Origin of the sequence: Enterobacter sp. DC1 (assembly GCF_000568075.1) — a bacterium.
In the GTDB taxonomy this organism is placed as follows: domain Bacteria; phylum Pseudomonadota; class Gammaproteobacteria; order Enterobacterales; family Enterobacteriaceae; genus Enterobacter; species Enterobacter asburiae.
Genome location: NZ_AZUA01000002.1, coordinates 161,393 through 175,611, shown reverse-complemented (window position 1 = coordinate 175,611; position 14,219 = coordinate 161,393). Strand labels below are relative to the sequence as shown.

11 protein-coding genes are annotated in these 14,219 nt (G+C 58.1%); 9 read left to right on the top strand and 2 right to left on the bottom strand.

What is annotated here, in order from left to right; translation table 11 throughout:
* The first annotated feature begins 1 nt into the window (after window position 1).
* From P346_RS14880 to cheZ, 9 genes are all read left to right on the top strand, one after another.
* Complete coding sequence (locus P346_RS14880) at window positions 2–757, top strand: fimbrial biogenesis chaperone (RefSeq protein WP_032658597.1); 756 nt, start codon at window positions 2–4, stop codon at window positions 755–757.
* Entirely contained in the window at window positions 733–3,117 is a 2,385-nt protein-coding gene (locus P346_RS14885; protein WP_032658595.1) for a fimbria/pilus outer membrane usher protein, read from the top strand. The genes P346_RS14880 and P346_RS14885 overlap by 25 nt, the downstream gene beginning before the upstream one ends.
* On the top strand, window positions 3,114–4,076 hold the full coding sequence (locus P346_RS14890; protein ID WP_032658592.1) for a Csu type fimbrial protein: 963 nt from the start codon (window positions 3,114–3,116) through the stop codon (window positions 4,074–4,076). The genes P346_RS14885 and P346_RS14890 overlap by 4 nt, the downstream gene beginning before the upstream one ends.
* 84 nt (window positions 4,077–4,160) lie before the next feature.
* On the top strand, window positions 4,161–5,828 hold the full coding sequence (gene tar, locus P346_RS14895) for a methyl-accepting chemotaxis protein II (protein WP_032658590.1): 1,668 nt from the start codon (window positions 4,161–4,163) through the stop codon (window positions 5,826–5,828).
* 44 nt (window positions 5,829–5,872) lie between these two features.
* Window positions 5,873–7,474 (top strand): methyl-accepting chemotaxis protein IV, encoded by a 1,602-nt coding sequence (tap, locus tag P346_RS14900; RefSeq protein WP_032658587.1) that lies wholly within the window; start codon window positions 5,873–5,875, stop codon window positions 7,472–7,474.
* Between the two features lie 19 nt (window positions 7,475–7,493).
* Complete coding sequence (gene cheR / locus P346_RS14905) at window positions 7,494–8,360, top strand: protein-glutamate O-methyltransferase CheR (RefSeq protein ID WP_023312253.1); 867 nt, start codon at window positions 7,494–7,496, stop codon at window positions 8,358–8,360.
* Complete coding sequence (locus tag P346_RS14910; RefSeq protein WP_029741783.1) at window positions 8,357–9,406, top strand: protein-glutamate methylesterase/protein-glutamine glutaminase; 1,050 nt, start codon at window positions 8,357–8,359, stop codon at window positions 9,404–9,406. The genes cheR and P346_RS14910 overlap by 4 nt, the downstream gene beginning before the upstream one ends.
* Window positions 9,407–9,423: 17 nt before the next feature.
* Complete coding sequence (gene cheY / locus P346_RS14915; RefSeq protein ID WP_008500431.1) at window positions 9,424–9,813, top strand: chemotaxis response regulator CheY; 390 nt, start codon at window positions 9,424–9,426, stop codon at window positions 9,811–9,813.
* 10 nt (window positions 9,814–9,823) lie between these two features.
* Complete coding sequence (gene cheZ / locus P346_RS14920) at window positions 9,824–10,468, top strand: protein phosphatase CheZ (protein ID WP_023312251.1); 645 nt, start codon at window positions 9,824–9,826, stop codon at window positions 10,466–10,468.
* A 48-nt stretch (window positions 10,469–10,516) separates the two neighbouring features.
* On the opposite strand, the gene P346_RS14925 is transcribed toward cheZ, so the two are convergent.
* Together P346_RS14925 and P346_RS14930 are read right to left on the bottom strand one after the other, a co-directional pair.
* Window positions 10,517–11,683 carry a fimbrial protein gene (locus P346_RS14925; protein ID WP_032658583.1) on the bottom strand — a complete coding sequence of 389 codons (1,167 nt, stop codon included), beginning with the start codon at window positions 11,681–11,683 and terminating at the stop codon, window positions 10,517–10,519.
* 4 nt (window positions 11,684–11,687) lie between these two features.
* A complete protein-coding gene (locus P346_RS14930) occupies window positions 11,688–14,144 on the bottom strand; it encodes a fimbria/pilus outer membrane usher protein (RefSeq protein ID WP_233456557.1) in 2,457 nt (818 codons plus the stop codon).
* Window positions 14,145–14,219 lie beyond the last annotated feature (75 nt).

The window sequence follows — 14,219 nt, the reverse complement described above, 5'->3', positions numbered from 1 at the left end:
GATGAAGCCATTTTTCAGACCGGTTTGTCTGGCGGGCGCGTTGGGAATGGCGGCTGCTGGCCAGGCGCAGGCGGCGGCCACCATCCTGCTCTGGCCTATCGATCCCTGGCTTGCTGCGGACGCCAACGCCACGGAACTGTGGATCCAGAACCAGGGAAACAGCGCCACGACGATGCAGGTTCGCATCGTGCGCTGGAAGCAGGAGGACGGACACGAGCGCTATACCGCGCAGCAGGACGTGGTCGCCAGCCCGCCCATCGTCACGATTGGCACAGGCAGCAAGCAGCTTATTCGCCTTATCAAACAGGCTTCGGTTCCCGCAGGGGTCGAACAGGCCTATCGCATTATCGTCGATGAAATCCCCCAGCCGGATGCCAAAGCCGAACCCACAATTGGCCTGAAATTGCAGATGCGTTACTCCATCCCTCTGTTCGTATATGGACAGGGGATCCCGACCATCAAAGAGGGTGCGCATCACGCGCTGGCGGAGACCCACAACCTGAGCTGGCGGGTGACGCAGGCGGAGGGTAAGCCTGCGCTGGAGGTCAGAAATCGGGGGGATGTCCACGTCAGGCTGAGCCAGGTGGCGCTGGAGCAGGGCGGTCAGAAACGAACGGTGGCGGAAGGATTGCTGGGTTATGTTCTGCCGGGCAGCACCCGCAGCTGGCCCATACCCGCTGGCGTTCGCCAGCCAGAGCGGATGAGCGCGCAGATTAATGCCAGGGACGAACAATGGCAGTCGACGCCCGTCAACTGAAGCCGGCGATGATGATACTGCTATGCGTCAGCTCCGCGACCCTGGCCGAGCCCGGTGACGACAGTTTACCGCCGCCTCCACAGGCGCAGGCGATAAATGATGAAGCGGTTTTCCAGCTTGCCCTCGTGCTCAACCACTATGATACCGGCCTGGTGGTGCCCGTGACGCAGCGTAAAGGCGCTTTCTTTATCTCCAGCGCCGATTTGCTGCGTGCGGGGCTGCCCCCGGCGCATGTTCCCACCGGCGAGGTAAATCTCTCCTCGCTTGCCCAGGTTCGGGTAGAGTACGACAGCGCCGCGCAGCGGCTGCTCCTGACCGTTCCCCGCGACTGGGTGACGGCCCGCGTGACGCCTTTCAGCGCGCAAACGGCACAGGCCAAACCGCACTACGGGCGCGGGGCGCTGCTGAATTACGATCTCTACACCAACCACACGGAACATATCGGCGGTCAGGCGTCGATCTGGCACGAGTTCCGCTACTTCAACGAGAACGGCTCCTTTTCCTCCACCGGCTACGCGCGGGAAAATTTCACCGGTAATCACGGCCAGCAGGAAGGATATGTCCGCTATGACACGACCCTGCTGTTCACTAACGAAGATGACGCGATGAGCTGGAGCGCCGGGGACGTGATAAGCGATGCTCTGAGCTGGAGCTCCAGCGTGCGAATGGGGGGGATAAGTGTCGGGCGGGATTTCTCCCTGCGCCCTGACCTGGTGACATGGCCGCTGCCCGAGTTCGCGGGTGAAGCCGCGGTACCCACTTCGGTCGATCTTTTTATCAACGGCTATCGCTCCGGCTCAACCCAGCTTCAGCCGGGCCCCTTCACCCTGACTAATCTGCCCTATATCAACGGCGCCGGGGATGCGGTACTGGTCACGACGGATGCGCTGGGGCGTCAGGTAAGCACCACGCTCCCGTTTTACGTCACCAGCGACCTGCTTAAGCAAGGGCTAAGCGACGGCGCCGTGACGCTCGGCAGCCTGCGGCGCAATTACGGTATCAAGAATTTTGACTACGGTCCGGCAGCCGGCAGCGGCTCGTATCGCTACGGGATGACGGACTGGCTAACCCTCGAGGGCCACGCGGAAGGGGCGCAGGAGCTGGCGCTGGGCGGCGCGGGGACGGTGATAAAACTCGGCCAGTTTGGCGTGGTGAATACCTCTTACTCGCAAAGCCGCATGCGCGGTGATGCGGGTGGGCAAATCAACTGGGGTTACCAGTACAGTACCAGCGAGTTTAGCGTCGCCACCCAGCACACGCGTCGCGACCGCGGCTTTGGGAATCTCGCCCTTTACGATCAGCCGACGGTGTATGACGAAAACGATAAGCCCATCGCCAGCTTCAGCCGCAATACGGACCAGTATTCGCTGACCTTCAATCTGGGACGGTACGGCAACATCGGTGCGGCCTGGATCGGCGTGGAGAGTTTTGACAGCCAAAAAACCGAGCTGCTCAATCTCTCCTGGAGCCGCAACCTGTGGGGAGCGAGCAGTATTTACCTGGCCGGCAGCCGGGATCGGCAGCGGGGTGACTGGACGGTCGCGCTGTCGCTGCAGGTGCCGCTGGGCGCGCGCGACAGCGCTGCCGTCACCGTTGAAAACACCCCGGATGCAGGCAGTACCCAGCGCATTAACTACAACCACTCCATGCCTTCTGACGGTGGGTTCAGCTGGAACATGGCCTGGGCCAACCAGTCAAGATCCAGTGATTATCAGCAGGGTACGCTGGGCTGGCGCAATAACAACATCGAGCTGCAGGGCGGCGGCTATGGCGAAAGAGATACCATGACCTGGTGGGGCGAGGCGATGGGGTCCGTTGTGCTGATGGACGGCGAGCTGTTCGCGGCGAATAAGATCAACGATGCTTTTGTGGTCATCAGTACCGACGGCCACCCGGACGTGCCCGTCAGCTATGAGAACCAGCCCGTCGGTAAAACCAATAACAACGGCTACCTGCTGGTCAGCGGGGTATCGGCGTATTACCCGGCCAGCTACCGGATTGATACCCTGAATCTGCCGGCGGATACCCGTCTGAAAGAGACCGAACGCCGGATCGCGATTCGGCGCCACAGCGGCTATCTGGTCGATTTCCCGATGGAGCAGGAGCGGGTGGCAAGCGTTATTCTGCATGACGCGCGCGGGAAGGCGTTGCCGGTGGGAAGCCAGGTTCGACGCGCCTCGCGCAGCAATGCGGTGGTGGGGTATGACGGCATCGCCTGGCTGGAAAACCTCAGCGATGTTAACCCGCTGGAGGTGATCGCACCTGACGGGAGGCGCTGCAAGACTACTCTGACCGTGGGGGCCAATCCGGAGCATAAGCTGAAAACCTACGGGCCGCTGATTTGCCGGGAGGAGCCATGACGCGCCTGCTGCTGTTGATCCTGCTGCTGTTTTCCGGCGGCGGCTGGGCGGCGTGTACCGTCAGTACGGTTAATGCGTCGTTTGGCAGCGTCACCTCGTTCGCGCTCAGCGGAACCGGGGAAGTTCAAACCACCGGCACGCTGGTGGTGGCCTGCGATGCCGTGCTGAATCTGCTCACCAGCGACTCAGTAACGCTGACCTACACCGCGGCATCGGTTTCGGGCAGCAGCCGGGCCACGATGAAACGCACGGATAATGCGGCCATCACCGACGTGATCCCCACCCGGCTGTGCGGGTTATCGGGATGCGCGAGCAGCAGCGAGGTACAGATAAGTAAATCGTATACCTGGAGCGGGAATACCCTGCTGGGATTGCTGGGGTCAAAGCAGTACAACATTCCGCTCTATTTCCGCACCGTCGCCGGGCAAAACGTCACTGCCGGGCCATATCAGGTGCAGTTAACCTTCAGCATTAACTACAGCGTGTGCTCCGTGGGCGCGCTCGGCGTTTGCACAATCAATCAGACGGGAACCGCGACAACCACCATCCTTTTAGATATGACCGTCACCAACGACTGCAGCGCTATGACCACGCCAGATGTGAACTTCAACAGCGCGCCGCTGGTACAAAGTTTTCCCACCGTCTCACAGGCGATTGCCGTCACCTGTACCAAAGGAAGTTCGTATACCATCGGCATTAATAACGGTGCCAACGCGCTGAACAACGTGCGGCGGATGGTGAGCGGCAGCAACGCCATGAGCTACGACATCTATAAGGAAGCCACCGGTAACCGCTGGGGCGGCAGCGGCAGCGAGCGCTGGTCCAGCGCGGTATCGTCCCAGGTCAGTACCGACGGTTTACTGCGCACCTACAACTACACCGCGAAAGTCCTGACCAATCAGGCCACGCCGCCCGCCGGAACCTACACCGACACGCTGATTGTCGACGTGGCGTTTTAACCCCGCGCTTTTCCCTTTCGCAAATGTAAAGTTCCTGTGGGCTGTGCCGATAACACCGTTAATAAATCTATGAGAAGGTGTTGTATGTTGAACCATATCCGCGTTGTCACAATGCTCATGATGGTGCTGGTCATTTTCGCACTTCTTCAGCTCATCTCCGGCGGGCTTTTTTTCTCGTCATTAAAACAGAACCAGGACAGCTTCGCGGCCTCGAACGATCTCCGCCTGCAGCAGAGTGAACTCACGTCGACGTGGGATCTGATGCTGCAAACGCGTATCAACCTGAGCCGCTCGTCCGCGCGCATGATGATGGACCCCAACAATCAGCAGAGCAGCGCGAAAACCGATCTGTTGAAAAATGCCCGTGCCACCCTCGCTGACGCCGCGAAACACTACGACGCCTTCAAGAAGATCGCCCCGCAGCCTGCTATGGAGCAGGTGAGCCAGAATATCGACGAAAAATACAATGCCTACCATACCGGCCTGACCGAACTGATTCAGTTCCTGGAGAGCGGCAATATGGACGCCTATTTCGCGCAGCCAACGCAGGGGATGCAAAACGCACTCGGCGCGGCGCTGGGGGAATACGCGAAGGCCAGCGGCGATCTGTATCACTCGGCCTTTACCGCAAGCCAGGATGACTACCGCTTTGCGAAATGGCAGATGGCCGTGCTGGCGCTGGCGCTGGTCATTGTGCTGATGGCGGTCTGGTACGGCATTCGCCATATCCTGCTGAACCCTCTTGGGCGCGTCATTGCCCACATTCGTGAAATTGCCGGCGGTGACCTGACCAAAACGCTGACCGTTTCCGGGCGCAATGAGATCACCGAGCTGGCAAACAGCGTTGACCATATGCAGCGTTCGTTAATCGAAACCGTCGCCAACGTGCGCAACGGGTCGGAGGCTATCTACACCGGCACCAGCGAAATCGCGATGGGGAATAACGATCTCTCATCCCGCACCGAGCAGCAGGCGTCCGCCCTGGAAGAGACGGCCGCCAGCATGGAGCAGCTCACCGCAACCGTGAAGCAGAACGCCGATAACGCCCGCCAGGCGTCTCAGCTGGCAGAAAGCGCCTCCGAGACGGCGCAGCGCGGCGGCCGCGTGGTGGATGGCGTGGTGAAAACCATGCACGAAATCGCCGACAGCTCGAAGAAAATCGCCGACATCATCAGCGTCATAGACGGCATTGCCTTCCAGACCAACATTCTGGCGCTGAACGCCGCCGTGGAAGCGGCGCGCGCGGGCGAACAGGGACGCGGGTTTGCCGTGGTGGCCGGGGAAGTACGCAACCTGGCCAGCCGCAGCGCCAACGCGGCAAAAGAGATCAAGTCGCTGATTGAAGATTCCGTCTCCCGCGTGGATACCGGCTCCGTGCTGGTGGAAAGCGCCGGGGAGACCATGAATGACATCGTGAATGCCGTCACCCGCGTGACGGACATCATGGGTGAAATCGCCTCTGCGTCCGATGAGCAGAGTCGTGGTATCGACCAGGTTGCCCTGGCGGTATCGGAAATGGATCGCGTGACACAGCAAAACGCCGCGCTGGTGCAGGAGTCCGCTGCGGCGGCCGCTGCTCTGGAAGACCAGGCGAGCCGTCTGAAGATGGCCGTCTCGGCGTTTCGTCTCGCTTCACTCGCTGGAAACACGGTCACCCCGCAGGCGACGTATCGCGCGCCAGCCGCTGAATCGGCTGCAAACCGTACGCGCACCGCGACGACCGGACAAGATGAAAACTGGGAAACATTTTGACTGACAATTAAACCGCGGCTGCTTGCCGCTTGATGGGAGCGTGGATGTTAAATCGTATTCGTATCTCGACCACACTGTTTTTGATTCTGATCCTTTGCGGTGTGTTGCAGGTTGGCAGTAACGGGTTGTCTTTTTGGGCGTTTCGCGATGGCTATCAGAATTTGCAGGAAGTTGAGGCGAGTAATCAGCAGCGCTCCGCACTGGCACAAACGCGTGCCGTGCTGTTGCAGGCAAGCACTGCGCTGAACAAGGCGGGAACCTTAACCGCGCTGAGTTATCCGCCGGATGACATTAAAGCGCTGATGGCGACCGCGCGCGACAGCCTGAAGCAGGCTGACGCACAGTTTAAAGCTTTTACGGCGCAGGCCGCCGACAGCGAGAAAGAGAAAGCGCTGAAGGCCGCCATGAAGACGAACTTTGAGCAGTGGTACAGCGATCTGGACCACCAGGCGACGTGGCTTGAGAACAATCAGCTTTCGGACTTTATGACAGCACCGGTTCAGGTGTCTCAGGCGGCGTTTGACGGCAGCTTTAACGCGTGGCAGCAGGATATTAACCAGTCTGTCCAGCGTGCCGGTGACCAGAGCCGTCAAAGCTATCACATGTCGGGCGTCATCTTTGCCGTGGTGGTGATTCTGGCAGGGCTGCTGACCGGCGGGGCGCTGCTCTGGTCGCGCAGAATGATCGTGCAGCCGCTGGCAATCATCAGCAGCCACTTCGACAGCATTGCGAAAGGGGACCTGGCGCGTCCGGTCGCGGTGTTCGGCAAAAACGAAATTTCGGCGATCTTTGCCAGCCTGAAGGCGATGCAGGGATCCCTGCGGGAAACGGTGAGCGACGTGCGGCAGGGCAGCTATGCCATGCACACCGGGATCTCTGAGATTGCGGCGGGTAACAACGATCTATCGTCCCGCACCGAGCAGCAGGCGGCCTCGCTCGCGCAGACGGCGGCCAGCATGGAGCAGTTAACCGCGACGGTAGGCCAGAACGCCGATAACGCGCGTCAGGCGTCTGACCTGTCAAAACAGGCGGCGATGACGGCAAAGAAAGGCGGGGACCAGGCGTCCCATGTCGCCAGCACCATGCAGGAGATTGCCACCAGCTCGCAGAAAATTGGTGACATCATCAGCGTGATTGACGGTATCGCGTTCCAGACCAACATTCTGGCGCTGAATGCCGCCGTTGAAGCGGCGCGCGCCGGTGAGCAAGGACGCGGATTTGCGGTGGTGGCGGGGGAAGTGCGTAACCTGGCGAGCCGCAGCGCCAACGCGGCGAAAGAAATTAAGGTCCTGATCGAAGAGTCGGTTTCGCGCGTTCAGCAGGGCTCAACCCTTGTGGATACGGCGGCGAAAACCATGCACGAGATCGTCACCTCCGTGACGCGGGTGAACGACATCATGGGCGAGATTGCCTCGGCGTCGGACGAACAGCGCCGCGGGATTGAGCAGGTTGCCCAGGCCGTCAGCCAGATGGATCAGGTGACGCAACAGAACGCCTCGTTAGTTGAGGAAGCGGCAGCGGCAACCGATCAGCTGGCCAGCCAGGCAGATCGTCTGACCGGACTGGTCGCGGTATTTAATGTGAAAGAGCACGTTGAAGCAGTAACAGAAGTCGGGCGGTCGCAGGCCGTGCCAGTTGTATCCTGAATGTAATTAAGAAGGCGCTATGACATCACCAATGCCCCCCGGGCAAACGTCATTATTGTTGCAGATGACACAGCGCCTCGCGCTGTCCGACGCGCATTTTCGTCGGATATGTCAGTTAATCTACCAGCGTGCGGGGATCGTGCTTGCGGATCATAAGCGGGACATGGTCTACAACCGTCTGGTGCGGCGCTTGCGTACGCTGGGGCTGGATGATTTTGGCCGCTATCTGAGCATGCTTGAGGCGAACCAGAACAGCGCAGAGTGGCAGGCTTTTATTAACTCGTTAACCACCAACCTGACGGCGTTTTTCCGTGAAGCTCACCACTTCCCGGTCCTGGCCGAGCACGCCCGCCGTCGCACCGGGGAGTATCGCGTATGGAGTGCCGCCGCCTCGACGGGTGAAGAGCCTTACTCGCTGGCGATCACCCTTGCTGACACCCTGGGCATGACGCCCGGACGCTGGAAAGTCTACGCCAGCGATATCGATACCGAAGTGCTGGAGAAGGCGCGTAACGGCGTGTATCGCCAGGATGAACTGAAAACGCTGTCGCCGCAGCAGCTGCAGCGTTATTTCATGCGCGGGACGGGCCCGCATGAAGGCCTGGTGCGCGTACGCCAGGAGCTGGCGAACTGTGTCGAATTCGCGCCCGTTAACCTGCTGGATAAGCAGTACAACGTGCCGGGGCCGTTCGACGCCATTTTTTGCCGTAACGTCATGATCTATTTTGATAAAACGACGCAACAGGACATTCTGCGTCGGTTTGTTCCGTTGCTCAAGCCTGACGGTTTACTGTTTGCCGGGCACTCGGAAAACTTCAGCAACCTCGCGCGTGAGTTTAGCCTGCGTGGGCAAACGGTATATGCGCTGAGTAAGGAAAAAGCATGAGTAAAATCAGGGTGTTGTCTGTCGATGATTCAGCGCTGATGCGTCAGATCATGACTGAAATTATCAATAGCCACAGCGACATGGAGATGGTGGCCACTGCGCCCGATCCTCTGGTAGCGCGGGATTTAATTAAAAAATATAACCCCGACGTGCTAACGCTGGATGTCGAGATGCCGCGCATGGATGGTATCGATTTCCTCGAAAAATTAATGCGTCTTCGGCCCATGCCGGTGGTGATGGTCTCCTCCCTGACCGGAAAAGGATCGGAAATCACCCTGCGCGCGTTGGAGCTGGGGGCGGTGGATTTTGTCACCAAGCCGCAGCTCGGCATTCGCGAAGGGATGCTGGCCTACAGCGAAATGATCGCGGAGAAGATCCGCACCGCGTCGCGGGCGAAGCTTGCTGCCCATACGCCATTGGCCGCGCCTGCGACCCTGAAGGCCGGTCCCTTACTCAGCTCGGAAAAACTGCTGGTCATTGGGGCGTCAACCGGAGGAACAGAGGCAATTCGTCATGTACTCCAGCCATTGCCGCTTTCGAGTCCGGGTATTCTGATCACTCAGCATATGCCACCAGGCTTTACCCGTTCGTTCGCCGAACGCCTGAACAAGCTGTGCCAGATCAGCGTGAAGGAGGCGGAAGACGGCGAGCGCGTGCTCCCGGGACATGCCTATATCGCCCCGGGCGACAAGCATATGGAGCTGTCGCGCAGCGGCGCTAACTATCAAATCAAAATTCATGACGGACCGCCGGTCAACCGGCACCGTCCGTCGGTGGATGTGCTGTTTCATTCGGTGGCGAAACATGCGGGGCGCAACGCCGTTGGGGTGATCCTGACGGGGATGGGCAACGATGGTGCCGCCGGAATGCTTGCAATGCACCAGGCTGGCGCCTGGACGATTGCGCAGAATGAAGCAAGTTGTGTGGTGTTCGGCATGCCGCGCGAGGCCATCAATATGGGTGGCGTGAGCGAAGTGGTCGATCTTAGCCAGGTAAGCCAGCAGATGCTGGCGAAAATCAGTGCCGGACAGGCAATACGTATTTGACTCAGGAGTATTATTTTATGGCGGATAAAGAGCTTAAGTTTTTGGTTGTGGATGACTTTTCCACCATGCGTCGCATCGTGCGCAACCTGCTGAAAGAGCTGGGCTTCAACAACGTTGAAGAAGCAGAAGACGGCGTTGATGCGCTGAACAAACTGCAGGCTGGCGGGTTTGGTTTTGTTATCTCCGACTGGAACATGCCTAACATGGACGGTCTGGAACTGCTGAAAACCATTCGTGCCGATGCCGGAATGGCGTCTATGCCGGTTCTGATGGTCACTGCAGAAGCGAAAAAAGAGAACATCATTGCCGCTGCACAGGCGGGCGCAAGCGGTTATGTGGTGAAGCCATTCACCGCGGCAACCCTGGAAGAGAAGCTCGGTAAGATCTTCGAGAAACTCGGCATGTGAGGTGATGGAAATGTTGCAACCTGCTATGAAACCCGTTGAAGAACACTCGCCGAGCGATATCATCGTCCGCATCGGCAGCCTGACGCGCATGCTGCGTGACAGCCTGCGCGAGCTGGGTCTGGATCAGGCGATTGCCGAAGCGGCGGAAGCCATTCCTGATGCCCGCGATCGTCTGGACTATGTTGTGCAGATGACCGCTCAGGCCGCGGAACGTGCGCTGAACAGCGTTGAAGCGTCACAGCCGCACCAGGATGCGATGGAAAAGGGGGCGAAAGCGCTGAGCAAACGCTGGGACGAGTGGTTTGAGAACCCTATCGAGCTGGCGGATGCCCGCGAGCTGGTGACGGATACCCGTCAGTACCTGGGTGATGTGCCGGGCCACACCAGCTTCACCAACGCCCAGCTGCTGGACATCATGATGGCGCAGGATTTCCAGGACCTGACCGGTCAGGTGATCAAGCGCATGATGGATGTTATCCAGGAGATTGAGCGTCAGCTGCTGATGGTTCTGCTGGAGAACATTCCGGAACCGGCAGCCCGTCCAAAACGCGAGAACGAAAGCCTGCTCAATGGTCCGCAGCTCGACGCCAGCAAGGCGGGCGTTGTGGCAAGCCAGGATCAGGTCGACGATCTGCTGGACAGCCTCGGCTTCTGATTGTTCTGATTACCCTCAGGCTGCGGCGTCAGCCTGAGGGTGTTTCGGTTAGCGAAGATCCATCTTCACCGTCACGTTACCTTCAAAGCGGCCGGGGGCCGGGGGGGCATTCGTCGTGCTGACCGGTACAGCCTGAATTTTGACCACACCATTTCCCTGCTCGTCCATCGTTACCGGAAACTCATAGGTCCCGTCCAGCGCAACGTTCTGACTGTTTTCATCATATACGCGCACCCCGAGATCGTCCCTGTCCAGAAGTTTTGCAATGTACGGCGTGCTGCTATCCGCGACGCCCTGATCTGCTGTCAGCGTGAGCTTTATCCGGTCCGTATTGCCCACTGCGTTATCATCACAGTGGTAGGCAATATCAACGTTTTTGATGGCATAACGTTTTGGCGGTTGCCCCTTGATGACGAATTGCTTGCTGACGATGCTGCCGAACTCAACCTCAATGGTGCTGCCGGCGTTGATGGTACAGCTTAGCGGCGCAGAAAGCGTGCCGCTAAACCAGATATCAGAGACCTGTTCTGCCTGCCCAGGATCGCAGCTTCCCCCCGATCCGAAATAAAGACAGGCATAGTTTTGCGCGACGATCGTCGAAGGGATCACCTCTTGACCCAGGATGGGTTTTTTAACGTGAAGCAGGATCGCAACGACGTTCCAGCGGAAATTACGTTTTACTGTAGCGGCGTTGCTCGGCTGGGTGCCACTACCGCAAACGTCGGCATCTCCCTCCGTTTTGGCAAGTGCATTCTCGGTAGTGTTACGCATATTACCTCTGGACGTCGGGTATTCATTGATAGATAACGGGTTCAAAGAAGTACCGTCCGGAGAGTTGATTGCATCCGCGTAGGCGGTGATATCGGCATCGATCTTATCGGTCAAATAGCCGTATCCGTTTGTTCCCGGACTCAGCGGGCTCCCGGCAAACGTTTTTTCATAGACCATGCTCGAAGAAAAAATATTTCCGGGACAGCTGCAGTTGGCCACTATCTCCGGGCCATTGCCGACCAGATGATTTGGCACATCATAGTCATGATTGGCAATATTTTCGCTGGACGAAAACTCATGATCGAACGACGTGGTGTAGGCTTGCGGCGCGCCGAAGCAGTTACGAAGTAAAGTCACGGCTCCCCTGCACGGGCTGGTTGTGGTCAGGCTCATTGCCGTAGCCAATAAAGCCCAGGCGGCCCGTTTCGTGAGTACAGTTTTCATGTGCTTATTCCTGCTGACAAAGCTCGCTAACCGAGCGAATACCGTTAGGGCTTTCGGTGCGGTTGGCTGACTGTTGCGTAATGCTGGCGCGGCACTGTTGGCCCGTGCCGTTGCCCCATTTCACGGTGACCTGCGCGGTCTCTCCAATGCCTGCCAGATAGACGGTGCCGGTTTCATCGACAATGCCGCTCATTACCGGGTCGCTACTGGTCGCGATGGCGCCGAACGGAACGGGGAGGCCGTTTGGACGCTTCAGGGTAATCAGCATCCGATAGCCTGTGTGGGCGTCAAATCTTGCCAGCACCGCCGCGTTGCGCGAGGGGATAACGGTGATGGCGGTATCGCTGCTATCCACATTTTCCGGCAGGCTCGAGGTATCAATACGAATATTGTTCTCCTGGTACGGAGTGAGTGATGGAATGACTGCGTTACCCTGCCAGTCGGTCTGAATACCCCGCTGGTTCAGGAAACGGACGCCGGACGCGTCGTTGGCGTTGACGATAGCAAACTGGCTGCCTAAAGGTTGAGCCAGCGTGACGCCCTGAGGATGGGCAACAATACCGCCGCTAATGCCGTAGTTAAGCTGCTGAGAATCATCGGTGGAGGCGTAATAGCCTGCGGTCAGGTTGGCGTATTGAGAGCGGTAGCTGCCATAGACGCTGCTGATATCCTCCCCGTCGTGGTTGGAATGGCTCTGCTGTAACGAGTAGCTCAAACGCTCGTCGTCCAGCAGCGTGCCGTTGAGGCCAACGTTTTGCCGCGTATAGCCATTTTTAGTATTGCTGATGTTATAGCTACTCCAGGCGTGTGGCAGCCATCTGGCGAGAGGAATGCTAAACCCCAAAGAGACCATCCTGTCAGACTCTTCGTCGTTGGTTTTGCTGTACGTATAGGCAACGTGATAACTCGTTCCGGCAATAACGGTATTGAATCCAACCGACAGGCTGCGCTCTTTTTTAGAGGTGCCCCAGTAATCTTGCTGATAGCCGTTAAGATACAGACTCACCCCAGCAACGGTTTGGCTAACGCTGGCCTGAATGCGGTTGCGTTTATTGTAACGAAACAGCAGATCGTCTTCGTGGCCGTCACGCTTTTGGTTGGCGTCGGCAAAGCTGTAATATCCGCGGCTGGTGTATCGGTAGCTGCCGAGGCTGAAGTTGGTATTGGTCGAATCCAGTTTACCGGTATAAAGCAGACGCCATGACTGGCCGGTATGCTGGCTGTTATCGTCTAGCCGGGTGTTGGCCATGGTAACGTCAGCCGACAGCGAGCCCAGCGGCCCGAGCGCCAGACCGGCACCGGTATTGGCTGCGTTATAGTCTTTCGAGAGGGTCAGCCCTCCAAACCAGGTGAGAAGGTTATTTAAACCGTAAATCATGCTGCCCTGGAAAAAGTCGGGTTCCTTTTGGTCGCTCCCGCTTTCAGCACGATAACGGCCTGCTGTCATTTCATACTTCATACGCCCTGGCCGCAGCATAACCGCGATACTGGAGTAGGGCTGCGTAAAGCGATGCTCGGTGCCGTCAGCCTCTTTTACCGTAACGTCCAGATCGCCGCTGTTGGTCGTGGAGTAGAGATCGTTGATTTCGAACGCGCCCGGCGCGACATTTTGCTGATAGATGAGATAGCCGTTCTGGCGCACCGAGACTTCGGCGTTTGAGCTGGCGATGCCGCGAATGACAGGGGCATAGCCGCGTTGGCTATAGGGAAGCATCTCTTCATCTGACGCAAGGTTGACGCCCCGGTACTGTAAGCTATCAAATACCTCGCCCCGCGTGCTGCTTTCCCCGGCCGTGAACTGCGCCTTGAGGACATCAACGTCATGCTGCAGGAAGGTATTGATGTTTTCCCACTGGTTTTCACTCTCTGAATTGCTCCACGTAGAATAGTTGCGCAGTCGCCAGCCACCCAGGTTGGCGCCGGTGCGCAAATTCAGATACTGACTGGTCGCGCTGTTGTCGCCGCTGTCCTTATTTTTTGATCCTGAAAAAGCGTAGTCACTGAATAACACGGGTACACCGTCGTCCCAGCGCGAAGGATCGATGTAATCGTGACCGGTCCCACTTAACGCGGCCTGAGGAATACTCAACGCTAAAGTCATGGTTGAAAAATCAAGCCGCGCGGAGGCCTGGGGAATATAGTTGCTGATATCTTTGGGCAAAGCCTTATTGGCGGGTAACGTAAGCAGCGCAGGATACCGGTCGATAGCAATCCCCCATGCCCGCAGCATATCCGGCGTGAGCTGTGGTATCAGTGACCCTTTCGGCGAACTCACATAAACAATATTGGTGGTGCTCAGGCGGCGTTCGTTCACCTGCACTCGTGAAGAGTAGGTGCCGGGTAGCTGAGCATTCGACTTTGAAAAGAGTGAAAGGTCGATATCCTGCTGTGCCAGCATGTCCCCTTCCAGCGATGAGGGAGAGAAACGATACTCACGGGCCAGCGTCGAGAAGCTCGCCATGAGCAAGACACCGCCAAGGCAGCGAAGAAGCGGATTCGGTCTAAAGAGCCGCCCGTATGACAAATAATTACGTCC